The organism is Prochlorococcus marinus str. MIT 9515, from assembly GCF_000015665.1.
Taxonomy (GTDB): Bacteria; Cyanobacteriota; Cyanobacteriia; order PCC-6307; family Cyanobiaceae; genus Prochlorococcus_A; species Prochlorococcus_A marinus_P.
This window is the reverse complement of the sequence record NC_008817.1, coordinates 903190-926499: the sequence shown is the minus strand read 5'-3', so window position 1 is coordinate 926499 and position 23310 is coordinate 903190. Positions and strand designations below refer to the sequence as shown.

Here is a 23310-nt window from a genome sequence, read left to right as displayed (position 1 = left end):
TTAATGAATCATCCTTTTAAGAAAAATGCAAAACTTGTTTTAAGTAACGGGACTACTTTTTCTGGTTATTCATTTGGTGCCGTCGGTACAACTCTAGGCGAAATTGTTTTTAATACTGGTATGACTGGTTATCAAGAAGTAATAACGGATCCAAGTTATTTTGGTCAAATACTAACATTTACATATCCTGAGATAGGAAATACAGGAATTAATTTCGAAGATTCTGAATCAGACAACTGTGTTAAAGGATTAATAGTTCGTAATTACTCAAATAATAATAGTAATTGGAGATCCCAAATAAGCCTAAATCAGTGGCTGATTGATAATAATATTATTGGACTTTATGGAGTTGATACGAGAGCACTTGTCAAAATTTTAAGATCTAACGGTTCGATGAATGGTCTTATAACTTCAGAAAATAATAATTTAGATAGTTGTCTTAAGCTTATTTCTAATGCTCCGGATATGAATGGTTTAAATTTATCAAGAGAAGTTTCAACAAAGAATAATTATTTTTGGAAAGAGACCACTAAGACAAGTTTTGATATAAGAAAAAAGGATATTGGTACAAAAAATAAATTAAAAATTGTGGCAATTGATTTTGGTATCAAAAAATCAATTCTTAATAGATTAGTTTCACATGGATGTGAGGTATTGGTATTGCCTTCACATTCTTCTTTTGAAGATGTTTTAGGCAATAATCCTGATGGGATATTTTTTTCGAATGGTCCAGGTGATCCTTCTACTGTTCTTGATGGGATTAATTTAGCTAAATCACTAATAAATTATGGAAAAATTCCTATGTTTGGAATTTGTCTTGGTCATCAAATTTTTGGTTTGGCATTAGGAGGGGAAACATATAAATTACCTTTTGGACATCGTGGTTTAAATCATCCCTGTGGGATGAATAATAATGTTGAAATAACGAGTCAGAATCATGGTTTTGCCATAGATCCAAATTCCTTATCAAATGAAATTGTTGAAATAACTCATCTTAACCTTAATGATAAAACTGTCGCTGGATTGAAACTTAAAAATAAGCCTATATTTAGTGTTCAATATCACCCAGAGGCAAGCCCGGGACCTCACGACTCAGATTATTTATTTGAAAATTTTGTTTCTCTAATGTTAGAAAGATGTTGACATGTTGATTCTTTTTGATTTGATAATTACATTTAATAAATTTATTTTCCTTGGAGGGATTAAATCATAGAAGATTTCCAAAAGCTAACTGTTTCCTTAAGAGGGAATATTGAAGTAAAGACAAATATTATTGTTTTTACTTTTAAAGGGCAATTAGATGCATTTTCTGAAAAGCAATTTAAAACTTTTATTACTAATACCCTAAAAAACGATCCTCAACCATTTGTAATTGACTTAAGCAAAATTGATTTCCTTGACTCATCAGGTTTAGGTGCACTTGTTCAAACTTCCAAGGAATGCAAAAAACTTAAAATTGGTTTTTCGGTGGTTGGAAATTCTAGAGTTGCTCAAACTATTAAATTAGTACGATTAGGAGACTTTCTTCATTTGAAGGCTACAGTTGAAGATGCATTAATTTATTTGAAGAATTGAATTATTGGATAAAAAATCTTACACCTTACGGTTCTCCTGATGAGATAGGTGTTATTCAACTTGCTTGGCTTGGGGATTCTGTATGGGAGTTACATCAAAGATTACGTCATGTACATATACCTTTAAAGTCTAAAGAACTCCATCTTTCAGTTGTAAATGAAGTTAAAGCTCAAGCTCAATCAAAATCATTGGATGATATAGAACATTTGTTAAACTCTTTTGAAATTAATTTAGTAAGGCGAGCTAGAAATAAAACAAAGAGATTTCCAAAGTCCTCAGATCCTGTTGTTTATTCAAGAGCCACCGGTTTTGAAACTTTAATTGGTTGGTTGTTTTTAAAGGACCCTAAAAGATTGTCTAAAATTTTTGAATACCTAGAGTGTATATAACTTAATAAAACTATGAAAAATTTTTCTAAAAATAATTATTCAAGAAAAAATAATGATAAATATTCAAGAAGATCACAATCTAAAAATCGAGAAAAATCTAATGATTTTAAAGGTGAAAGATTTAACTCAATTAAAAATAATACTTTTGAAAGAACTAATTTAAAAAAAAGTGATGATTTCAAAGGTAATGAATATAATATTTTAAGATCAAAAGCAAAATCTAGAAATAATTTCATTCAACCCAAAAGAAAAATTTCTACAAATAATACAAAAGCAGAAAAGTATGCTGAAAATAGTTCCAAAAATTTATTAATAAATACCAATGTCAAAACTTTTGATGATTGGATATGGGGTAAGCATTCAGTATTTGCGACATTAAATACTGAAAGACCAATTAACAGAATTTGGTGTACTTCAGAAATATTTTCGTCAGAAAAATTTTTTTTGTTATTAAAGGATCTAAAATCTAAAGGTGTTTTAGTTGAAGAAGTATCTTGGTCACGACTTTCCCAATTAACATCCGGTGCCGTTCATCAAGGAGTTGCGTTGCAGTTAGCAACTTCTCAAACTTTATCTTTAGATAAATTGATTGGTATAACTAAAAGTAAGTCTAATAATCCTATTTTTGTAGCATTAGATGGCATAACTGATCCTCATAATTTAGGAGCAATTATTAGATCTGCAGAAGCTTTTGATTGTAAAGGTATAATAATTCCTCAAAGAAGATCTGCAGGATTAACTGGAACTGTTGCAAAAGTTGCTGCTGGAGCATTAGAACATATACCTGTAAGTAGAGTTGTGAATCTAAATAGAGCAATAGATGAATTAAAGAAAAATGGTTTTCTAATTGTTGGATTATCAGGGGATGGGCAAATTCCTATTTCTAAATTTGATCAAAAGGCACCAATTGTAGTAGTTGTTGGAGCTGAAAATAAAGGAATATCTTTGCTCACGCAAAAAAAATGTGATTACTTGCTTAAGATACCTCTTAGAGGCAAAACTTCTAGTTTAAATGCTTCTGTAGCAGCAGCTATTTCCTTATGTTATTTGTCAAATATTTAGTGTGACTAAACACGAAAAATTTAAAATCAGGATGAATTTATATCGTTATTTCAATATATTTATCCATTTGACTATTATTTATTGAATAATTACTCAAAAATTGTATACAATTTGACAAGAACTTATAGTCTTAAACAGAAGGCTAATTAAATTGATTAGAAATTTTGGTAACAAACTTGGTTTGGCGTGGTGGGCTAAAGTTGAAACAGTAACTCCTGCTGCAACTTATTGGTACGGACCATTTCTAACAAAACGTAGTTTAAATAAAAATTTAAAAAAATTCCTTAATGATCTTTCTGATGAGGGTTCAATAGATATTCAACATAGTATTATTAGATGTAAAAGAGAAGAACCATTAACTGTTTGATAATTAAATTAATCTCAAAAACTCTATCTTGATATGAACTTTAATTCTTTTCGAAAGGAAATTAAAAGTGGAAATGCCTCAGTTAAGGAGTTAATTAATGAATTTTTTTTGAAAATTGATTCATTAGATCCAAAAATAAATGCCTATACTTGCTTAACAAAAGAAATAGCGAACTCTCAATCTGAACAAATAGATAAATTAATTAGTAATAATGAACAATTACCGCCTCTTGCAGGAATACCCATTGCGATAAAAGATAATATTTGTACTAAAGGAGTAGTAACCTCTTGTTCAAGTAAAATGCTTCAAGACTTTGTTTCTCCATACGAGTCTACTGTCTCAGGTAAATTATGGTCATCGGGTGGTATTTTTCTTGGAAAAACTAATCTTGATGAATTCGCAATGGGCAGTTCTACAGAGACTTCCGTATTTGGTACAACTTCAAACCCTTGGGATACAAAAAGAGTTCCAGGAGGTAGTTCTGGGGGTAGCGCTGCTTCAGTAGCTGCTGGTTTATGTGCAGCCTCTATTGGTTCTGATACTGGGGGATCTATCAGACAGCCTGCATCTTTTTGTGGTGTAGTGGGTTTGAAACCCACCTATGGAAGAGTCAGTAGATGGGGATTAATTGCTTTTGCAAGCTCTCTAGATCAAATTGGTCCAATTACAAATACTGTTTCTGATGCAGCTGAAATACTATATTCCATGTCCGGAAAGGATCCTCTTGATTCTACTTGCCTTGATAAACCAGTACCAAATTATTTATCTGATTTGGATAAATCTATTAAAGGTTTAAAAATTGGAATTATTGAAGAATGCTTTAATCATCCTGGACTTGATCAAGAAGTCAAATTATCTGTTTTATCAGCTGTAGATAGACTCAAATCTCTGGGTGCTGAAATTCATGATGTAAAATGTCCAAGATTTAATGATGGAATAGCAACTTATTATGTAATAGCTCCATGTGAGGCCTCTGCTAATTTGGCAAGATATGATGGAGTTAAATATGGATATAGATCAGATGGAGATACTAATTTAGTAGAAATGATCTCTAAAAGTAGAGCAGAAGGCTTTGGAAATGAAGTACAAAGAAGAATTTTGATTGGTACGTATGCTTTATCTGCCGGATATAGTGATGCTTATTATAAGAAAGCTCAGAGAGTAAGAACTTTAATTAGAAAGGATTTTGATAGTGCTTTTGATAAGGTAGATGTTTTATTAACCCCTACATGCCCTACTACTGCATTCTTGAAAGGTGATTTTATAAACGATCCTTTATCTATGTATTTGTCAGATCTTTTAACTGTTCCAGCTAATCTTGCAGGGCTACCAGCAATTAGTATTCCATGTGGATTTGATAAAAAAGGCTTACCTATTGGTCTTCAATTAATCGGGAATGTTTTGGAGGAGCATCGAATATTAAACGTCGCAAATATATTTGAAAAGGATGCTGACGTCATGAAGAGAAAACCTAGTATTGAAATTTGAATTAATAATTAATTTGTGTGAGTTAAACATAGAAATTTTTAAAATATTCTCTATCTTGTAAATATAAATTGTTTAAATATGGGATTCGTTCCACTTCATAATCACAGCGATTACAGTCTTCTAGATGGAGCAAGTCAAGTTTCGAAAATAGTTGATAGGGCATCAGAACTTGGAATGGAGTCAATTGCCTTAACTGATCATGGAGTAATGTATGGAGTTCTTGACTTAGTTAAAAAATGCAAAGACAAAGGTATAAAACCAATTATTGGTAATGAAATGTATATCATTAATGGTTCTATTGACGATCCTCAACCAAAGAAGGAAAAAAGATACCATTTGGTGGTTTTAGCAAAAAATCATGAAGGCTATAAGAATCTTGTTAAATTAACGACAATTAGCCATCTTAATGGGATGAGGGGTCGAGGTATTTTTTCTAGACCATGTATTGATAAATCTCTTTTAGAAAAATACAAAGATGGTCTTATTATTTCAACAGCATGTTTAGGTGGAGAAATACCTCAAGCAATATTAAAAGGAAGGATAGATGTAGCTGAAAATATTGCATGTTGGTATAAAAATTTATTAGGAGAGGATTTTTATTTAGAAATACAAGATCATGGCTCCATGGAAGACAGGATTGTGAATGTTGAAATGATTAGAATTGGTAAAAAATATCAAATTAAAGTTATTGCTACTAATGATGCTCATTACATTTCGAATATGGATGTTGAAGCACATGATGCATTACTTTGTGTCCTTACAGGAAAATTAATAAGTGATGAAAAGAGATTGAGGTATACAGGAACAGAATATATTAAAAGTGAGATTGAAATGCTTAGACTTTTTAATGATCATATTGATAATGAATCTATTAAAGAAGCTATTAATAATACGGTTGAGGTTTCTCAAAAGATTGAAGTTTTTGATTTGTTTGGAACCTATAGAATGCCTAAATTTCCATTAAAAGAAGAGAAGGATTCTTTATCCTTTTTGACAAAAATATCTAAGGAGGGTCTTTTAAAACGACTTAATAAAGCTAATTTAGATGAAGTTGATGAGATTTATACCAAAAGATTATCCTCAGAATTAAAAATAATCAATGACATGGGCTTCCCAGATTATTTTCTAGTCGTTTGGGACTATATAAAATTTGCTAGAGATAATTCAATACCTGTTGGTCCTGGGAGAGGATCTGCTGCAGGTTCATTGGTTGCATTTTCTCTTCAAATTACAAATATTGATCCTGTTAAACATGGATTGTTATTTGAGAGATTCTTAAACCCGGCAAGAAAGTCAATGCCTGATATTGATACAGATTTTTGTATAGATAGGAGAAGCGAAGTTATTGATTATGTAACTAATAGATATGGCGAAGATAAAGTGGCTCAAATAATTACCTTTAACAAAATGACATCTAAAGCTGTACTCAAGGATGTTGCCAGAGTTCTAGATATCCCTTATGGGGAATCTGACAAGTTGGCAAAGTTAATACCAGTTGTAAGAGGAAAACCATATAAGCTCAATGAAATGATTGATAAAAAATCTCCCAGTCCTGAATTCAGAGATAAATATTTAAAAGATAGTAAGGTAAAAAGATGGGTTGACTTAGCATTAAGAATAGAGGGAACTAATAAAACATATGGTGTGCACGCTGCGGGTGTTGTAATAGCATCAGAGTCTTTAGATATGCTTGTCCCTCTTCAAAGGAATAATGAAGGACAAATAATCACTCAATATTCAATGGATGACATTGAATCGCTAGGATTATTGAAAATGGACTTTTTAGGTCTTAAAAATCTTACGATGATTGATAAGACAATTTCTTTAATAGAGTCCTCCACGGGACAAAAAATCAATGTTGATGAATTACCTCCAAATGATAATAAAACTTTTGATCTTATTGGAAGAGGAGATTTGGAAGGCATCTTTCAACTAGAATCCTCCGGGATGAAACAAGTTGTCAAAGACTTTAAGCCAAATTCTCTTGAAGATATCTCCTCAATTTTAGCCTTATATAGACCAGGACCTCTTGATGCTGGTCTCATACCAAAGTTTATCAATAGAAAAAATGGGAGTGAAAAAATAGATTTTCCTCATCCTTTAATTAAATCAATTCTTACTGAAACTTATGGAATAATGGTTTATCAAGAGCAAATTATGAAAATTGCTCAAGATTTGGCAGGCTATTCTCTTGGTGATGCTGACTTATTACGCAGAGCAATGGGTAAAAAGAAAGTATCTGAGATGGTTAAACATCGCAATATATTTATTGAGGGAGCTTGTAAGAAAGGGGTAGATAAAAAAATTGCTAATGATCTTTTTGATCAGATGGTTCTATTCGCTGAATATTGTTTTAATAAAAGTCATTCCACTGCATATGGAGCAGTTACTTATCAAACTGCTTTTTTAAAAGCTCATTATCCAGTAGCTTATATGGCTTCTTTACTAAGTGTTAATGCTGGTTCAAGCGACAAAATGCAGAGGTATATTTCTAATTGTTATTCAATGGGAATAGAAGTCATTTCTCCAAGTATTAATTCATCTGGAATTGACTTTACTGTTAAAAAGGATCAAATATTATTTGGGTTATCTGCTATTAAAAATCTAGGAGATTCTGCCATAAAAAATATAATAGAGAATCGTAACAAACTAGGAAATTTTAAATCATTTTCTGATTTATGTGATCGTCTACCTTCAAATATTTTAAATAAAAGAAATCTTGAATCTTTAATTCATTGTGGAGCTCTTGATGAATTTTCCGAGAATAAAAATAGAGCTCAACTATTTTCTGATCTTGATTATGTAATGGAATGGGCTTCCTCACGAAATCGTGATCGGATCTCTGGGCAAGGAAATTTGTTTGACTCCATCAGTAATATTGAACATAAGGAATTTTCCTTACCTAAAGGATCCAAAGTTGATGATTATTCCCTAATAGAAAAGCTAAAACTAGAAAAGCAACTTTTAGGTTTTTATTTATCAGATCATCCTTTAAAACATCTTGCAAAGCCAGCTAAGCTTGTTTCGCCTATAAGTATTTCTCAGTTAGAAAACTCTCACGATAGAACTAAAGTGTCTTTGGTTGGAATGATTCCTGAATTAAAGCAAATTACGACTAGAAAAGGTGACAGAATGGCAATTGTTCAGTTAGAGGATCTATCTGGAACTTGCGAGGCAATAGTATTCCCAAAAACATATTGTAGATTATCTGAATTTTTACTTACTGATACCAGACTATTAGTTTGGGGAACTATTGATAAAAAAAGTGATAAGACACAACTAATTATTGATGATTGTAGAGAAATAGATAATCTTAAATTACTTGTTATTGACCTTGATAATTCCCAAGCCTCAGATATAAGAATTCAAAACACAATAAGAGATTGCTTAGTAAAATTTAAACCAGATAGGGATAAATGTGGAATTAAAATTCCAGTATTAGCAGCAGTTAAGAATAATGAATCCACAACCTATGTTAAGTTTGGAGATCAGTTTTGCGTAGGAGATATTGTGGGTGTTACGAAATTACTCTCTGATAAATCTTTCCAAGTAAATTTAAAATCGTTGATTGCCTAATTTACTGTTTCTTATCAAAATTTTGAGATGCTGGTTTAAAAGCAGCCTTCGCTCTTTCAATATTCAAGGGAATATTTTCTATACCAAAAAAACTTCCCGGTTCTTTATCCCAACTTGCAGATAATATGCCAAAACTTAGCCCCCCTAGTCCTAGTAAGAAGAATAATGCCGATATTGCTATCGTTGAAGAAGGAGGTATTTCAGCAATATTTCTTGTGACAATTATATAACTTACAACAAATACGGACATACCCATGATTGTTGGTATTCCTGCAGTAAAAAAGATTCTTCTTGCCATCCTGTCAGCTACATATTTTGGTATTCCAGTTGATTTTTTAGTATTGGAGGTTATTGTTGGGACCTTTTTTTCTATACTTCTAAAGGCATCACTCTCAACTATCTTTTTCTTTTTTGTAAAGTTTTTCTTTTTAGATTGTTTTTTTTTCATTAAAGGAATTCATCCTCTGATTCCAATTTTTTTAATAAGGTCTTGATAGTTTTTGGGATCTTTACCTTTTATATATGATAGCAACCTTTTCCTTTTACCTATCATTTTTAATAAGCCTTGCCTAGAAGCGTAATCATGAATATTTCCTTGAAGATGTTCACTTAATTTTGTAATCCTTTCAGAGATCATTGCAACTTGTATCTCAACTGATCCAGTATCTGTTGGATGTACTTGATGAGATTCAATTAGTTTTTGTTTTTCAGCTGTATCTAGAGTCATTAAATTTATCTACTTATTACCACTTTACTACGTTATTGGCCTAAATTACTACTATTTTTGTCTAAATAGTTCATTGCTTCTTTTAGTAAGCTTTCAAACGAAATGGAATTTATTTCTAATGTCGCTATTTTATTATCTTTAATATCATTAATGAGTTTAGGGAACAAGTTTTTAATTTTTTTATTTGGGTAATTTAGAGATTGAAGTGTTAGCTCAAGATCTTCAAAAATTGAATTTAATTCTTTATTCTCTTCAAGAAAATTATTTGTTTTTAAATTTTCTTTTTCAATTTGTTGAGTAAATACTTTACTTTTCAATTCAAGTATTATTCGATCTGTCATTTTTTGTCCAATTCCTTGAACAGAACTTATCAATTTCTTGTCATTATTTGATATTGCATTAATTATTTGATTTAAAGTAAATTTATTTAATAATGCAATTCCTATTTGAGATCCAATACCTTTAATATTTAGGATTTGAATAAAAAAATCTCTTTGATCCTTAGTGAAAAAGCCAAAAAGTGAATCAGAATCTTCTTTTTTGATGTGTTTTAACCAAAGTATAATTTCTTTATCAGAAACATTTTTTGAATTTAATTCATTAAAAACAGATTCTATTGTCTGAATTTCGTAGCCTAATCCCTGACAATTTATTAGAATATAAAATTTATTATTAGTTTGCCATGAACTTACTAATTTTCCCTTTACCCAACTAATCAATTAACCACCATCCACCTGACATCCGATAAGAGCACCGGCGGTTCCACCTGCTGGAACAGCCCAAAATCTGTCTTTGCCCCTAGATGAAGAGAGAGCTAATCCAGCGCCAAGAAGACCACCTATTACTGACCCTTCACTACAGTCATTGTCATCAATATTATTGGCTTTCTCTCCACCACATGGAATTTCCACGTCAATTTCATAATTTCTAACATATCCAGGGCTTGATTTTGTCCCTGGAATATATTCTTCCCTATACTCAGTCCTGGTACATGTTACGGATTTAGGGGTTGATGCTTTTACTTGAAGAAATGGATAAAAACTGAAAAGTGCTAATAAGAATAATTTCATTAAAAATACTTTTTTTTATATTTTAAATCTTTTTCATAATTTTGCTAGTAGAAATAATAGTTCCTAACAAAACAAGTAATGAGCCTATTATAAAGTTTATGTTTATTAATTCATTGAAGAAAATAATTCCCCAAATAGAGCCAAAAAGTACTTGCAAATAGTTTATCGTAGCGGCTTCCGAAGTTGGTAATTTCTTTAATCCAATGGTTAAAAATGTTTGCCCTGCTTGGGTAAACATTCCTATACCTATGATCCATATTAAATCGTTAATATTTGGTGTTACCCAATTAAAAAATACTATTGGTGATAATGTAATTACAGATATTAATGGAAAGTATTTAATTATTACAAAGATATCTTCCGATAAGGATAATTTTTTGACAGTAATGTAGGCAAGCGAGGTTGATATGGCACCAAGAAATGCTATTAATACAGATATTTTATCTATCTCAATGTTTAAACTTGATAATTGATATGGATTTAAGATGATTAATATACCAAACCAACCTGCTAAAGATGCAATAATTATATTCTTAGAGATTTTTTCGTTTATTAGAATTCCTGCAAATATAGATATAAATATAGGGTATGTATATTGAATAACAGTAGAAATATTTAAAGGCATATTGCGAATAGCATAAAATATACAAACTAAAGCTATTGTCCCTAAAAGGCCTCTTAGTATAAGTAATGGTTTGTTCTTTCCCCAAGGATTTACTTTCCTTTTATTAATTATCAAAGATGTTATTAACAAGCTGAATAATGATCTAAAGAATACCAATTCGTATATAGGTATCCCATTATCGATCTTCTTCACGCAAAGAGTCATAAGACTAAAGAAGAATGAAGCAAATATTAAATTAATTTTATTAAATGATTTATTATTTTGATTTAGAAAATCTTTCAACATTACCAAAAATAATTTTATTGTGAAATTAAGTAGATTCTTTTAAAGGATTGACTTATAACATAATGATAATTAGGACATCTTTTTAGAAAATATATAAATGGGACCTTCAATACATCCAAGAACTATCCAGGAGGTTAAAGATAAGGCAGATATTGTAGATGTTATTTCTGAACATATTGTCTTAAAGAAAAAGGGAAAAGAATTTGTTGGGATATGCCCTTTTCATGATGATAATAAGCCGTCCATGACAGTTTCTCCTGCGAAACAATTTTATTATTGTTTCTCATGTGGAGCTGGAGGTAATTCTATTAAATTTTTAATGGAGTTTACTCGTAATAACTTTACAGACGTAGTCCTCTCTCTCGCAAAAAAGAATGATATAAATGTTATAAATGTTGATGGCCCTCAACAAGAGGTTTATAAAAAACAATTATCTAGAAGAGAAGAACTTTATAAGATTCTTCGAGTTACAAAAGATTGGTTTGTTTCACAATTAAATAATTCCTTGGGTAAAGAGGCCCTAAACTATTTAACTTCGCAAAGAAATTTAAATATTAAAAATATTAATGATTTTCAATTAGGTTTTGCTCCAAATTCATGGAACGATTTATTCAATTATCTCTCAAAAGTAGAGAAATTCCCTTTGAAGTTAATTTTAAGTGCAGGTCTTGTTGTCTCTAAAGAAAATTCTGATAAGGTCTATGATCGCTTTAGAAATAGATTGATAGTTCCTATTTTTGATATGCAAGGGCGAGTGGTTGCTTTTGGAGGAAGATCTCTTGATGGTCAAGAACCAAAATATTTAAATTCTCCCGAATCGGAAGTTTTTGAGAAGGGTAAAATGCTATTTGCGTTTGATAAAGCATCCAGCAATATTAGAAAAAGTGATAAGGCTGTTGTAGTGGAAGGTTATTTTGATGTTATTTCACTTCATGCAAAAGGCATTACGAATTCTGTTGCTTCTCTCGGAACAGCGTTAAATAAATATCAAATTTCCCAACTTTGTAGATGTACCGATAGTAAAAATATAATAATTAATTTTGATTCTGATAATGCAGGGATATTAGCTACTAAAAGAGTTATAAACGAGGTCGAAATCTTATCACTTCATGACCAAATAAATCTAAAAATACTCCAAATAAAATCATTTAAAGATCCTGATGAGTATCTTAAAAGAAACACTCCAGAAGATTATATAAATTTAATAGATAACGCTTCTTTTTGGATAGATTGGGAAATTGATCAAATTTTTGAGAATAAGGATTTATCTAAATCTGATATTTTTCAGAACGTTATTTCCTCTTTAGTTAAGTTATTAAGCAAACTTCCTCAATCTGCTACAAGAACTCACTATTTGCAAAAAGTCTCTGAAAGATTAAGTATGGGGCAAGCGAGATTAGCTATCAAATTTGAAGAAGACTTAAGAAAACAAGTTAAAGGGTTTCGTTGGCATGGAAGATCAAAAAAATTTGAACAGCCAAATGAAATAAGTCAACGTGAAAAAAATGAATCAGAGATTATTTATTACTATATACATTGTCCTGAATACAGACTTTTTATTCGTGAAGAATTGCTTAAAAGAGAAATAGAAAAATTTAACACTGAATATATTCGTCTCATTTGGGACTCTATTTCAACAATAGAAGGAAATAATTTTGGTTCAAATTATTTAGATGATTTGAGAAATTCAAATAATCAAAAACTTAATAATGACTTTATTTCTCTAAATTTAATTTCACTATTGCCTGATCACTTAGCTCTTAATAATTTAGAAGTCTTAAATAAAATAAATACTTTTATTAATCCAGATGAATTATTTTTAACTACTTTAAAAAATCCTAAACATAATCTTCTCGGAACCTTGTCTCTTTTAGAAAGATACAAATCATTAAAAAGGTGTAGACATCTTATTGAATCTTGGGGTTCTCAAAGACTTAAAACTTTAGAAAACTGTATTTCTATTTTAATCGATAATTCTTTATTAGAATCTTCAGAATCGAATAAAGAGATTGATGATGTCTTTAATGATTTAAACTCTGATGCTATAAAATTTCAAGAATTATATTATCTAGAAAGACAGCACATTAATCTTCTTGATAAACAACGGTGTGGAAATTTTTCTTCTAATCAATAACTTTAAACGAATTTATAAACAATAGCTTTTAATTATCTCTCTTACTTTTCTTGGCTTGTCTTCCATAACATAAGCCTCTAATTCTTTTTCATAATTTCCAGATATTCTTACTGAATTTTTTAAAGCTTTTAATTTTCCTACATGAATTTTATCTTCTATGTTTTTAATTACTCCTGTAGGTTTGTTGTTATTGCAATACTGGACTAGATGCGTTGTCTCATGCCTTAATGCTCTTTTTATATATAGACTTGTTTTGTGATTGTCGTAACGTTTGTCTTCTCTATAACCGCCTAATTTTTTAGCGTTTTCAGTACATATAACGATCGCTTTTTCTCTCTTTTTATAAAAACCTACAAACTTTTCATCTATAAGACAAAGATCTGTATTTTCCTCTATTGAATGATTTGATTTATTGATTAGTTCTATTATTTCTTTATCAATTTTGTTTATAAATAATATAAATTCAAACATATTCCTTTTTATTTAATTATATTTGGAATTTTTTTAATATCTGTTGTAGATCCGGAACTTAATGAATTTCTATTCATTGCCCATACTTGTTGTTTTTTTGCAATTGCCCAAGTAATTACTTCATTATTATATCTTTTATTCAAGGAGTCAATTGTTTTCATAAGTCGTATAGTTTTTTTTGAGTCTTCTTGAAATTCATTATTGATAATTGATTTTTGTAAATATTTGCAATTAGTTAAATCCTGCATTAAAACTCCAGCTTTAGATAATTTATATCCCGGCGTATAAATCTCTTTAGATAATTCAACTACTATTTTTAAAATAGTACTTGTGTTATCTGTTGCATTGATAAGTTTTTTATAAGCACTTTTTTGATAAGCATGATTTGAATAATGACTAGTTCTTGTAAATATAGTAATGGTAGATGATTTTAAATTTTGATTTCTCATTTTCTCGGATGCCTTTATTGCATAAATTGCTAATGCTTGAGTCAAATCTTCTAATTTTGTAATTGGCTTACCAAAGCTTCTACTTACTTGAATCTCTTTCTTTGGCTTCTTACTTGTTTCTATCGGAAGACATTTCTCTCCTCTTAATTCAAGTTGTAATCTTTTCCCGATAATACCTAATTTCTTAATGATTTCATTTTCATCCATATCTCTTAATTCATTGACATTTTTAATCCCTTTGCTCTGTAACCAATTAGATGTTTGTTTCCCGACACCCCATACCTTTCCCACACTAATTTTTCTTAAGTAATTAGTCTCATCATGGATTCTGACTAAATCAAATATTCCTGCTGAAGAATCTATATTCTTAGCTAGTTTATTAGCAATTTTTGCTCTTACTTTGTTTTCTGCTATTCCGATTGTTAAAGTTATTCCTAAATTTTGATATATTAAGCACCTTACTTTTCTTGCCCAAGGATTTAAATTTTTATCTTTAGGTCTCAGAATTGAGACAAAGGCTTCATCTATAGAGTAAATCTCGATCTCTTCAGAATAATCCTTTAATAAATTCATTAATCTCTTGCTCATATCTCCATAGAGAGAGTAATTTGAACTTAAAACTGCTACTCCTAAGCTATTCAATTTTTTTTTTACTTTAAAATAAGGAATTCCCATTTTGATTCTCAAAGCACGAGCTTCAGGACTTCTTGCGATAATGCATCCATCATTATTAGATAGGATTACTACTGGTTTATTCCTTAAATGTGGATTAATACTTTGTTCGCATGATGCGTAAAAATTATTAGCATCTATGAGAGCTATTGCTTCAGTAATTGAGCTTTTGCTTTTCATAAGTAACTATGTATTGAATAAATTACAACTCCCCAAATCTGTATATCAACATGATTCCTAAAACTGAAGTCCGGGTAATTATGATTTTCTGCTTTTAAATATAATTCATTATTTCTTATAGATAATCTTTTTATTGTAAATTCTCCATCTATCATCGCAATGATGATATTCCCTGGTTTAGCAGTTAAACTCTTATCTACTATTATTAAATCTTTATCTTTAATTCCTGAATTTATCATTGAGTCACCTTTAACTCTAAGAAAAAAAGTACTAAAAGGATTAGATATTAAATGCTCATTCAAATCAATATTTTCCTCAGTATAGTCATCTGCAGGAGATGGGAAACCTGCTGAGACCGAATCACTTAATAATGGAATTTTCACCTTTTTAAAAGTCAAATCAGAAGAATGCATTTTTATATAGTACATATATACTATATATTAAAATATTGAAATTGTGTCTGTTTTAAGATTTTATATAATAATTTTAAATTTTCTCTTTAGGCACGATGGTAAGGCGAACCATTAGAAATAGAAATAACTCTATAAATTTGTTCGACTAGAATTAATCTTGCAAGTTCATGAGGAAAAGTAAGAGGAGAGAGGCTTAGTAGAAGATGTGATTTGTCTTTAATATCTGAAGGAATTCCATCGGCATCTCCAATGAGAAAATTAATTTTTTTATTTTTAAAATTCAAAAGTAAGGAGGTTAGTTCAGTTGAACTAAAAGATTTACCTTCTTCAGTAAGGCAAATAATAATATTATTAACTCGAATATTATCTATATTAAAACTCTTGGATTCATTAATAATAAGATCAGGCATTCTTTTTTTGTATTGATTAATTCCTTCTCTTATCCATTTTTTTTTAATTTTACCAATAGCATATATTGATAGCCTGTTAGCCTTAAGCATGAAAAAAAAGAAAAATTTCTCTATTCATCAAGAAGATAATTAAATTCGTCATAAAGCTCATCTTCGATAGATAGATTTTTTGAGGAACTAGGTTTTCTTGAATTTATATTATGAAAACAGTCCTCACTTTTTTTTAATAATTGATTTGCTTCTACTGTCTCATTTAGATTATCTGAGTTATCAATTATCGAATAAAAAATCTTAGAAGGTTCTTCAAATTTTTTCGGATTAGAAAGTTTTTGAGGATTTTGAATTAAATTGTTATTGTTAAACAAATTATTATTTTTTTTAAAAGTATTGAGTTTACCTAAATTCTTTTTTGATAGGCCCATACAATTTAATAAAGATATAAACTATATATTTAATTTAAACATAATATTTCTCTTTTGGATGAATTTTAAGAACCATCATCAAAAAAAAAGATTTGGACAACATTGGTTGGTTAATAATTTAATATTGGAAAAAATAAAAGAAGTCGCTGAACTCGATGAAAAAGATTTTATTCTAGAAATTGGTCCGGGAAAAGGGGCTTTAACATCGAAATTGTTAGATTCAAAAATTAGTAGATTACATGCCGTCGAATTGGATAAAGATTTAATTGACCTTTTAAATAATAAATTTAGAAATGATAAAAAGTTTTCACTTCAACAAGGCGATATCCTTTCAACAAATCTTGACTCCATAAATAAAAAAATTACAAAAGTGATTGCAAATATTCCTTATAATATTACAGGTCCAATATTGGATATTTTTATTGGAAGATTAGGAATAGTTAGTAAGAATAATTACAAGAAAATAATTTTCTTAATGCAGAAGGATGTTGTGGATAGGATTTTATCTAAAGAAAGTAGTAAGAATGCAGGAGCTATGAGTGTGAGGATGCAACTTATCTCTAACATAAAAAGAATATGCGATGTGCCTCCATCATCTTTTAACCCACCTCCAAAAGTATTTTCTTCTTTGGTTGTTTTTGAACCATTGAGGCCTGAGAAACGATTAGATATTAAACTAGAGAGATATATAGATAAACTTCTTCAAATTTCATTTAATTCAAGAAGAAAAATGATTAGAAATACTCTTAATTCAATCCTCTCAGAGGATGAGATTAAGAAATTAGCTGAATTATCTGAAATATGCTTTAATTCAAGACCTCAAGATATTTCAATTAATAAATGGATTAAGCTTGCAGAGGGATGTATTAAAATAACAAATAAGAATTAGTAAAATGACAAAATTATCTACAACTAAAATTTGTGTGAAATCACCTGCGAAGATAAACCTCCATCTTGAAATTATCGGAAAAAGAGAGGATGGATATCATGAATTAGCAATGATAATGCAGAATATTGATCTTTTTGACTATATAGAATTTGAGAATAATCAAATAGGTGATATTGAATTAAAGTCTAATAACAAAGATTTAAGTCTCAAGGATGATAACTTAATAATAAAAGCAGCAAATTATGTAAAAGATATATCAAAAAAAAAAGATTTAGGAGCTAATATCTTTCTTAAAAAAAATATTCCTATTGGTGCTGGTTTAGCTGGAGGTTCCAGCAATGCAGCCGCAACAATAATTGGACTTAATAAATTATGGGATTTGGATCTTGATAACGAAACTATGCTTTCACTTTCCTCAAAACTAGGATCAGATGTACCTTTTTTTATAAACGGAGGATGCCAATTTTGTTTTGGAAGGGGAGAAATTCTTGAAAATTATAATTCTAAATTTGATTATGGCGTAATACTCTTAAAAAATCCAAATATTTCAATCTCAACTGCAGATACTTACAAAAAATATAGTAAGGAATATTGCTCAAATTTTTTAACTGAATCTGAAAAAACAAATGATATCAGAAATGATTTGAGAATAAACGGATTTAATGATCTTAATTCTTCAAATCAGATTATAAAAGTAAAAAATGATTTACAAATTATCGTTGAAAAAGAAAATGATTCTGTAAAGAAGGCATTATATCTTCTCTCAAATTTGCAAAATTGTTTATCTTTTTCAATGAGTGGATCTGGCCCAACATGTTTTGCTCTTTTTAAAGATATAAATAAGGCTAATGAAGTTTTTGAACAAAATCATAAAATGTTTAATAATAATGGATTTGAAGCGTGGGTCTGTAAATTAATTAATAGTGGCATAACCTTTTTGTAAAAACCTTTTTTTTCTATAGAAAATGAATAATGAAAAATCATCCAATATTAACGATGTTATTAAAAATCAAAATATCCCTGAAAAAGGCCCCTTAAGTTTTATAACTGGTTCATTAACAAGTTTTCTTCTTTGTCTATTTTTTTATTTTATAAGTAATAAAATTGCAATTTATTTTGCAATTCACAAACCATCCAATACATCCGAAATCGTACAAAGTATATCTTCTAGCATTAATACATTAATTATTGGTTTGTCTTTCTTATTAACCTTTTCCTTTGCTTTTATAGGTTTAGGTCTTTTTATTGTATTTATTCGAAGTTTTTTGGTTAAAAAAAAATAAATTAATAATATTATAAATAAAACTAATGTTTTTTAATGTCTGTTCATGACTTAGGCCTGTTAATACTTTTGCTGTCTCCCGGCATGATTTTGTCAATATTACTACTTATAACTTTTGTAGAAGGAGGCTAATTTAACCTTGATGGTATAAATTTATATATATGATCAATTAGGGAATTACTCGTGGCTAGTACTTTATTATTTAATGCTTTGAAAGAAGCAATTGATGAAGAGATGGCAAATGATGTAAACGTTTGCGTTATGGGAGAAGATGTAGGCCAATATGGTGGTTCTTATAAAGTCACTAAAGATCTATATGAAAAATATGGCGAATTAAGAGTTTTAGATACTCCAATTGCCGAAAATAGTTTTACGGGGATGGCAGTTGGTGCTGCAATGACAGGATTAAGACCGATAGTGGAAGGTATGAACATGGGATTTCTACTATTAGCCTTTAATCAAATTTCTAATAATATGGGCATGCTCAGATATACAAGTGGGGGCAATTATAAAATACCTGCAGTTGTTCGTGGCCCTGGCGGTGTTGGGAGACAACTAGGCGCTGAACATAGTCAAAGATTAGAGGCTTACTTTCACGCAGTTCCTGGGATCAAGATAGTTGCTTGTAGTACCCCCACAAATGCAAAAGGATTAATGAAAGCTGCTATAAGGGACAATAATCCCGTTTTATTTTTTGAACATGTCCTTTTATACAATTTATCTGAGGAATTGCCTGAGGGAGATTATATCTGTTCTTTAGATCAAGCTGACATAGTCAAAGAGGGGAAAGATATTACGATTCTTACCTATTCAAGAATGAGACATCATTGTTTAAAAGCTATTGAAGAGTTAGATAAGAAGAATATCGATGTCGAATTAATAGATCTGATAAGTTTAAAACCTTTTGATATGAAAACAATTTCGAAATCTATTAAAAAAACTAATAATGTAATTATTGTAGAAGAATGTATGAAAACTGGAGGAATTGGAGCAGAATTGATTGCTTTGATTACAGAAGAATGTTTTGATGATCTTGATCATAGACCTATAAGATTATCTAGTCAGGATATTCCTACTCCTTATAATGGTAATTTAGAAAATTTAACAATAATTCAACCGCATCAAATAGTCGAAAAAGTAGAAGAAATAATCAATGGGAGTATTTAAGAAATGAAAAAAAGGCAAGGTTGGTTTTTTTTTATTATTTTCTTACTGACTTTATCTATTTATTTATTAATTAATTTCCCATTACAATTAGGTCTAGATTTAAAAGGAGGTTCTCAACTAACTCTTCAATTAGTTAAAGAGGATGGGAAAGTTACAAAAGAAGAGTTAGAGGCTGTCAATGCAGTTTTAGATAAACGTGTAAATAATTTAGGAGTGGCAGAGTCTAATTTACAAACCTTAGGACGAGATCAATTAATTTTAGAGTTACCAGGAGAGCAAAACCCTTTATCAGCTTCAAGGATATTAGGTAAAACTGCTTTATTAGAATTTAGAACTCAAAAAGAAAACACAATATCTGAACTAAATAATCTTCAAATACAGAGGATAAAAATAAACGATTTGATCGATCAATTCAATATTGATAATAAAAGAAATGTAGATATTTCTTTAAACTTTTATGATAATCTAACTGAATTAGAAAAGGATATTAATTATTCTTCTAAAAATCAGCAATTATTTGATAGATTGGTCGATACTAAAAAATTTATAAGTAATGAAATTGTAAATCTGTTCAACAAAACAGATTTATCAGGAAAAGATTTAGTAAATGCTGGTAGAAGGCAAGAGCAAACTAATAACAATTGGGAGGTTTTATTATCCTTTAGTAGTGAAGGTGGTGACAAATTTGCGGAAATTACTAAATCGATAGCAGGTACTGATCAACTTTTGTCAATTGTTCTTGATGGGGAATCTATCAGCGAAGCTAGTGTGGGAAGTCAATTTATAAATACTGGCATCACGGGTGGGTCAGCAACTATAAGTGGAAATTTTTCAGCTGAGAACGCCAGAGAACTAGAAGTTCAACTCAAAGGTGGTTCTTTGCCTTTACCTATTGAAATTGTTGAAACTAATACAATAGGTCCTTTACTTGGATCGAAAAATATTTTGAAGAGTCTTTATGCCGCTATTTGTGGATTGATGTTTGTTGGAATATTTATGATTTTTAATTATAGAATTCTTGGATTTGTTTCTGTAATTTCGTTAATTTTTTACGGGTTTTTCAACTTAGCTCTTTATTCTTTAATCCCCGTGACTTTAACATTACCAGGAATTGCTGGATTAATTTTAAGTATTGGTATGGCCGTAGATGCAAATGTTTTAATTTTTGAAAGGATTAGAGAAGAACTTTTAAATGGTAATACTCTTATAAGATCAATTGATAGTGGATTCCTAAGAGCTAATTCATCCATTATCGATGGTCATATTACAACCCTTGTAAGTTGTTTAGTTTTGTTTTTCTTAGGAACTAATTTTGTAAAAGGATTTGCTGCAACACTTGGCATTGGTGTTGTGATAAGTTTATTTACCTCATTAAATTGCTCCAAAACAATTTTAAGATTTTTGACTACTTATCAATCTTTAAGACAAAAAAATCTGTATTTAAATAGGTCTAATCCCCTCTAATTTAAATTATTAATTATTTAGTTCATGGCTTCATTTAATTTTAACTTAATTAAAAATAAAAATAATATATTTGGATTTTCATCTTTTCTTATATTGTTAAGTTTAATAGGAATTATATATTCAACTTTTAATACTTCATTTAAAAAACCTATTAATCTTGGAATGGATTTTATTGGCGGTAATGAATTAAGAATTGAAAGGATTTGTGAAAAAGAATGTAAAAATATCTCACCAGATTTAGTTATTGAAAAACTTAAAAAATTTTCTAATAATAAAAAACTCTTAAATAATATTAAATTACAAATTCAAAATAATAATAGTTTAATTTCGATTCGGACTCCTTATTTAACAATAGAGGAATCAAATTATTTAATTTCTAATGTTGATGAAGTTTTAGGTCCTTTAAATTATGAAAGTAAAAACTCGAGAATTATAGGTCCAAAACTAGGTAAAAAACTACTTATCAATTGTGCAACCTCCTTATTAGTTTCTTTATTTGCAATATCTTTATATATCTCTATTCGATTTGATAAGAAATATGCATTGTTTGCTTTATTAGCTTTATTCCATGATTTATTTATTGTTTTTGGCATTTTTTCTTGGTTAGGTGTACTTGTCTCAATTGAGGTAAATAGTCTGTTTGCAGTTTCTTTATTAACAATAGCTGGCTATTCTGTTAATGATACGGTTGTCATTTTTGATAGGATTAGGGAAAATTTAAAACAAAACCCAGAGGATTTTAACAACACAATCCAAATTTCTGTTAATGAATCTTTTCGAAGAACACTCTTCACTAGCATTACAACATTAATACCACTACTAACACTTATGATTTTTGGTTCATATTCACTCTTTTGGTTTTCTGTATCCTTGTCACTGGGAATTCTAATTGGGAGTTATTCAAGTATCCTATTAGCACCTTCTTTTCTAATTAAAGATTAAATGAAAGTTTCAAATTAATGAAAATAAATTACTATTTAATTTTATTATTCTCGTTGGTTTTAATAGATCTATCTACAGAATTAAAAATTCTAAGTGATCATTTTACCTTTAATTCTTTATTTTTTTCATTATCTAAACATCCTCTCTCTTTCTTTATTCTTTTTTCTTATCCATATTTATATAGGAAATTAAACAACTGAAATTACTTAATTTTCATTAATGATCTCTTTGATTAAAACTTGTGTTACAACCGCAATTGGCAAAGATAAGACTAAACCTAAAGGTCCAAAGATGAAAGTAAGTCCAAATTGAGATATTAATGTTAACCCAGGAAGTAAATTTGTTTTTTTCTTCAAAATAAAAGGCATGATGACATAACTTTCTATATTCTGAATGATTATGTAGGCACCAAAAACAGCTACTGGTTTCCAAAAATTGTCTAAAAGTGCTATTGAAACTGGAAATATTCCACTTAAAACAGGTCCGATGTTAGGAATTATGTTTAAGGTCATAGCAATAATTGCATTTGATACTACATATTTAACATCTAAGATTGATAAAACAATTAATGATAATAAACCTACAGATAATGAACTTATAACTATAGAAAAAGTCCAATTTGTTAATGCAACATTACACTTGTCCAATATAATTCTGGATTTATTTCTATAAACTTTGGGAACAATAAGGAGCACTCCTTCTTTATAAGCTTTTGGTTCAATTGATATCATAAAACTTACAACTAAAACAAAGATTATTCTTATCAGCCCAGTCCCGAGGTTTCCAGCTAAATTAATTATATTTACAAAACTTTCTTGAATCGCCTTGGCAATAGTAGCTCCATCTGGAATTGGAACTACATCGTTAACAAGGCTAAATATGTCAACTACATTCTCAGATTCTTCACCATAAAGTAAATCGTTAAATTTATTAAGGTTAGAGTTGATTAATACATTAATTTTTGATAACCCATTTGGAATGTCTATTAAAATCTCATTAAATTCTCTTACGAAAGGAGGTAAGACAAGAATAGAAATAATAAATATTATGAATGATATTCCGAATATAACAATTAATAAAGAAAAGAATCTTGGTAGTTTTAAAATGGATTGTATTTGATTACATAAATTACTAACTACATTCGATATTACTAACGAACAAATTATTAGAAGCAGGAAATCTCTTAATGTCCATACTATTAAAAAGGATATTATTACTACTGCAAATTTAAAATAGAAGGAACTACTCAAC

Annotated in this window: 25 protein-coding genes; 14 read left to right on the top strand and 11 right to left on the bottom strand. The window is 29.4% G+C overall.

Annotated features, from left to right (window positions below):
• Positions 1 to 3: 3 nt before the first annotated feature.
• The 7 genes from carA to P9515_RS05010 all read left to right on the top strand — a co-directional run bounded on the left by carA (position 4) and on the right by P9515_RS05010 (position 8457).
• Entirely contained in the window at positions 4 to 1143 is a 1140-nt protein-coding gene (gene carA / locus P9515_RS05040; RefSeq protein WP_011820342.1) for a glutamine-hydrolyzing carbamoyl-phosphate synthase small subunit, read from the top strand.
• Between the two features lie 63 nt (positions 1144 to 1206).
• On the top strand, positions 1207 to 1575 hold the full coding sequence (locus P9515_RS05035) for an STAS domain-containing protein (protein WP_071818455.1): 369 nt from the start codon (positions 1207 to 1209) through the stop codon (positions 1573 to 1575).
• Positions 1572 to 1964, top strand: a complete 393-nt coding sequence (locus P9515_RS05030; protein WP_011820340.1) for a ribonuclease III domain-containing protein — start codon at positions 1572 to 1574, stop codon at positions 1962 to 1964. Before P9515_RS05035 ends, P9515_RS05030 begins: the two co-directional genes overlap by 4 nt.
• Positions 1965 to 1976: 12 nt before the next feature.
• Positions 1977 to 3026 carry a 23S rRNA (guanosine(2251)-2'-O)-methyltransferase RlmB gene (gene rlmB, locus P9515_RS05025; protein ID WP_011820339.1) on the top strand — a complete coding sequence of 350 codons (1050 nt, stop codon included), beginning with the start codon at positions 1977 to 1979 and terminating at the stop codon, positions 3024 to 3026.
• 151 nt (positions 3027 to 3177) lie between these two features.
• Entirely contained in the window at positions 3178 to 3393 is a 216-nt protein-coding gene (locus P9515_RS05020) for a DUF1816 domain-containing protein (protein ID WP_011820338.1), read from the top strand.
• Positions 3394 to 3426: 33 nt separating this feature from the next.
• Positions 3427 to 4881 carry an Asp-tRNA(Asn)/Glu-tRNA(Gln) amidotransferase subunit GatA gene (gene gatA, locus P9515_RS05015; RefSeq protein WP_011820337.1) on the top strand — a complete coding sequence of 485 codons (1455 nt, stop codon included), beginning with the start codon at positions 3427 to 3429 and terminating at the stop codon, positions 4879 to 4881.
• 78 nt (positions 4882 to 4959) lie between these two features.
• A complete protein-coding gene (locus P9515_RS05010; protein WP_011820336.1) occupies positions 4960 to 8457 on the top strand; it encodes a DNA polymerase III subunit alpha in 3498 nt (1165 codons plus the stop codon).
• Position 8458: 1 nt separating this feature from the next.
• Here the strand turns inward: P9515_RS05010 and P9515_RS05005 are convergent, their stop codons facing one another.
• The 5 genes from P9515_RS05005 to P9515_RS04985 are packed head-to-tail and all read right to left on the bottom strand — an operon-like array spanning position 8459 to position 11164.
• Positions 8459 to 8905 carry a PAM68 family protein gene (locus P9515_RS05005; protein ID WP_011820335.1) on the bottom strand — a complete coding sequence of 149 codons (447 nt, stop codon included), beginning with the start codon at positions 8903 to 8905 and terminating at the stop codon, positions 8459 to 8461.
• Positions 8906 to 8914: 9 nt separating this feature from the next.
• On the bottom strand, positions 8915 to 9184 hold the full coding sequence (gene rpsO, locus P9515_RS05000) for a 30S ribosomal protein S15 (protein ID WP_011820334.1): 270 nt from the start codon (positions 9182 to 9184) through the stop codon (positions 8915 to 8917).
• A 32-nt stretch (positions 9185 to 9216) separates the two neighbouring features.
• On the bottom strand, positions 9217 to 9903 hold the full coding sequence (gene ruvA / locus P9515_RS04995) for a Holliday junction branch migration protein RuvA (RefSeq protein ID WP_011820333.1): 687 nt from the start codon (positions 9901 to 9903) through the stop codon (positions 9217 to 9219).
• Positions 9904 to 10254: a glycine zipper 2TM domain-containing protein gene (locus tag P9515_RS04990; RefSeq protein ID WP_011820332.1), complete on the bottom strand. Its 351-nt coding sequence runs from the start codon at positions 10252 to 10254 to the stop codon at positions 9904 to 9906. It abuts the gene before it with no gap.
• Between the two features lie 22 nt (positions 10255 to 10276).
• Complete coding sequence (locus P9515_RS04985; RefSeq protein WP_011820331.1) at positions 10277 to 11164, bottom strand: DMT family transporter; 888 nt, start codon at positions 11162 to 11164, stop codon at positions 10277 to 10279.
• 97 nt (positions 11165 to 11261) lie between these two features.
• Here P9515_RS04985 and dnaG point away from each other — a divergent pair, with 97 nt between their 5' ends.
• Positions 11262 to 13298, top strand: coding sequence for a DNA primase (gene dnaG / locus P9515_RS04980; protein WP_011820330.1), 2037 nt, complete (start codon positions 11262 to 11264; stop codon positions 13296 to 13298).
• A 12-nt stretch (positions 13299 to 13310) separates the two neighbouring features.
• On the opposite strand, the gene P9515_RS04975 is transcribed toward dnaG, so the two are convergent.
• The 5 genes from P9515_RS04975 to P9515_RS04955 all read right to left on the bottom strand — a co-directional run bounded on the left by P9515_RS04975 (position 13311) and on the right by P9515_RS04955 (position 16315).
• Positions 13311 to 13769: a hypothetical protein gene (locus tag P9515_RS04975; RefSeq protein WP_011820329.1), complete on the bottom strand. Its 459-nt coding sequence runs from the start codon at positions 13767 to 13769 to the stop codon at positions 13311 to 13313.
• Between the two features lie 8 nt (positions 13770 to 13777).
• Positions 13778 to 15070, bottom strand: a complete 1293-nt coding sequence (locus tag P9515_RS04970) for a Y-family DNA polymerase (RefSeq protein ID WP_011820328.1) — start codon at positions 15068 to 15070, stop codon at positions 13778 to 13780.
• On the bottom strand, positions 15067 to 15483 hold the full coding sequence (locus P9515_RS04965) for a LexA family protein (RefSeq protein WP_041710598.1): 417 nt from the start codon (positions 15481 to 15483) through the stop codon (positions 15067 to 15069). The genes P9515_RS04970 and P9515_RS04965 overlap by 4 nt, the downstream gene beginning before the upstream one ends.
• Before the next feature lie 86 nt (positions 15484 to 15569).
• Positions 15570 to 15983, bottom strand: a complete 414-nt coding sequence (locus P9515_RS04960; RefSeq protein ID WP_011820326.1) for a 23S rRNA (pseudouridine(1915)-N(3))-methyltransferase RlmH — start codon at positions 15981 to 15983, stop codon at positions 15570 to 15572.
• 20 nt (positions 15984 to 16003) lie between these two features.
• Positions 16004 to 16315, bottom strand: a complete 312-nt coding sequence (locus P9515_RS04955) for a hypothetical protein (RefSeq protein WP_011820325.1) — start codon at positions 16313 to 16315, stop codon at positions 16004 to 16006.
• Between the two features lie 58 nt (positions 16316 to 16373).
• Between P9515_RS04955 and rsmA the strand changes: the two genes are divergently transcribed.
• The 6 genes from rsmA to secF all read left to right on the top strand — a co-directional run bounded on the left by rsmA (position 16374) and on the right by secF (position 22059).
• Positions 16374 to 17204, top strand: coding sequence for a 16S rRNA (adenine(1518)-N(6)/adenine(1519)-N(6))-dimethyltransferase RsmA (gene rsmA / locus P9515_RS04950; RefSeq protein ID WP_011820324.1), 831 nt, complete (start codon positions 16374 to 16376; stop codon positions 17202 to 17204).
• A gap of 4 nt (positions 17205 to 17208) precedes the next feature.
• Entirely contained in the window at positions 17209 to 18147 is a 939-nt protein-coding gene (gene ispE / locus P9515_RS04945; RefSeq protein WP_011820323.1) for a 4-(cytidine 5'-diphospho)-2-C-methyl-D-erythritol kinase, read from the top strand.
• 22 nt (positions 18148 to 18169) lie between these two features.
• Positions 18170 to 18487, top strand: coding sequence for a DUF3082 domain-containing protein (locus tag P9515_RS04940; RefSeq protein WP_011820322.1), 318 nt, complete (start codon positions 18170 to 18172; stop codon positions 18485 to 18487).
• Between the two features lie 182 nt (positions 18488 to 18669).
• Positions 18670 to 19653: a pyruvate dehydrogenase complex E1 component subunit beta gene (locus P9515_RS04935; RefSeq protein ID WP_011820321.1), complete on the top strand. Its 984-nt coding sequence runs from the start codon at positions 18670 to 18672 to the stop codon at positions 19651 to 19653.
• A 3-nt stretch (positions 19654 to 19656) separates the two neighbouring features.
• Complete coding sequence (gene secD / locus P9515_RS04930; protein ID WP_011820320.1) at positions 19657 to 21117, top strand: protein translocase subunit SecD; 1461 nt, start codon at positions 19657 to 19659, stop codon at positions 21115 to 21117.
• A 24-nt stretch (positions 21118 to 21141) separates the two neighbouring features.
• Complete coding sequence (gene secF / locus P9515_RS04925; protein ID WP_011820319.1) at positions 21142 to 22059, top strand: protein translocase subunit SecF; 918 nt, start codon at positions 21142 to 21144, stop codon at positions 22057 to 22059.
• Between the two features lie 206 nt (positions 22060 to 22265).
• Here the strand turns inward: secF and P9515_RS04920 are convergent, their stop codons facing one another.
• Positions 22266 to 23309 (bottom strand): AI-2E family transporter, encoded by a 1044-nt coding sequence (locus tag P9515_RS04920; protein ID WP_011820318.1) that lies wholly within the window; start codon positions 23307 to 23309, stop codon positions 22266 to 22268.
• Between the last annotated feature and the right edge of the window lies 1 nt (position 23310).

What these genes read in the sequence shown, in the direction of transcription:
- secF (WP_011820319.1), top strand. Translation starts at nt 21,142, where the DNA reads ATGGCTTCATTTAATTTTAACTTAATTAAAAATAAAAATAATATATTT.
- P9515_RS05010 (WP_011820336.1), top strand. Translation starts at nt 4,960, where the DNA reads ATGGGATTCGTTCCACTTCATAATCACAGCGATTACAGTCTTCTAGAT.
- secD (WP_011820320.1), top strand. Translation starts at nt 19,657, where the DNA reads ATGAAAAAAAGGCAAGGTTGGTTTTTTTTTATTATTTTCTTACTGACT.
- P9515_RS04960 (WP_011820326.1), bottom strand. Translation starts at nt 15,983, where the DNA reads ATGCTTAAGGCTAACAGGCTATCAATATATGCTATTGGTAAAATTAAA.
- rpsO (WP_011820334.1), bottom strand. Translation starts at nt 9,184, where the DNA reads ATGACTCTAGATACAGCTGAAAAACAAAAACTAATTGAATCTCATCAA.
- ispE (WP_011820323.1), top strand. Translation starts at nt 17,209, where the DNA reads ATGACAAAATTATCTACAACTAAAATTTGTGTGAAATCACCTGCGAAG.
- dnaG (WP_011820330.1), top strand. Translation starts at nt 11,262, where the DNA reads ATGGGACCTTCAATACATCCAAGAACTATCCAGGAGGTTAAAGATAAG.
- gatA (WP_011820337.1), top strand. Translation starts at nt 3,427, where the DNA reads ATGAACTTTAATTCTTTTCGAAAGGAAATTAAAAGTGGAAATGCCTCA.
- P9515_RS04985 (WP_011820331.1), bottom strand. Translation starts at nt 11,164, where the DNA reads ATGTTGAAAGATTTTCTAAATCAAAATAATAAATCATTTAATAAAATT.
- P9515_RS04955 (WP_011820325.1), bottom strand. Translation starts at nt 16,315, where the DNA reads ATGGGCCTATCAAAAAAGAATTTAGGTAAACTCAATACTTTTAAAAAA.
- rsmA (WP_011820324.1), top strand. Translation starts at nt 16,374, where the DNA reads ATGAATTTTAAGAACCATCATCAAAAAAAAAGATTTGGACAACATTGG.
- P9515_RS04990 (WP_011820332.1), bottom strand. Translation starts at nt 10,254, where the DNA reads ATGAAATTATTCTTATTAGCACTTTTCAGTTTTTATCCATTTCTTCAA.
- P9515_RS04970 (WP_011820328.1), bottom strand. Translation starts at nt 15,070, where the DNA reads ATGAAAAGCAAAAGCTCAATTACTGAAGCAATAGCTCTCATAGATGCT.
- carA (WP_011820342.1), top strand. Translation starts at nt 4, where the DNA reads ATGAATCATCCTTTTAAGAAAAATGCAAAACTTGTTTTAAGTAACGGG.
- P9515_RS04965 (WP_041710598.1), bottom strand. Translation starts at nt 15,483, where the DNA reads ATGCATTCTTCTGATTTGACTTTTAAAAAGGTGAAAATTCCATTATTA.
- P9515_RS05005 (WP_011820335.1), bottom strand. Translation starts at nt 8,905, where the DNA reads ATGAAAAAAAAACAATCTAAAAAGAAAAACTTTACAAAAAAGAAAAAG.
- P9515_RS04940 (WP_011820322.1), top strand. Translation starts at nt 18,170, where the DNA reads ATGAATAATGAAAAATCATCCAATATTAACGATGTTATTAAAAATCAA.
- P9515_RS04975 (WP_011820329.1), bottom strand. Translation starts at nt 13,769, where the DNA reads ATGTTTGAATTTATATTATTTATAAACAAAATTGATAAAGAAATAATA.
- rlmB (WP_011820339.1), top strand. Translation starts at nt 1,977, where the DNA reads ATGAAAAATTTTTCTAAAAATAATTATTCAAGAAAAAATAATGATAAA.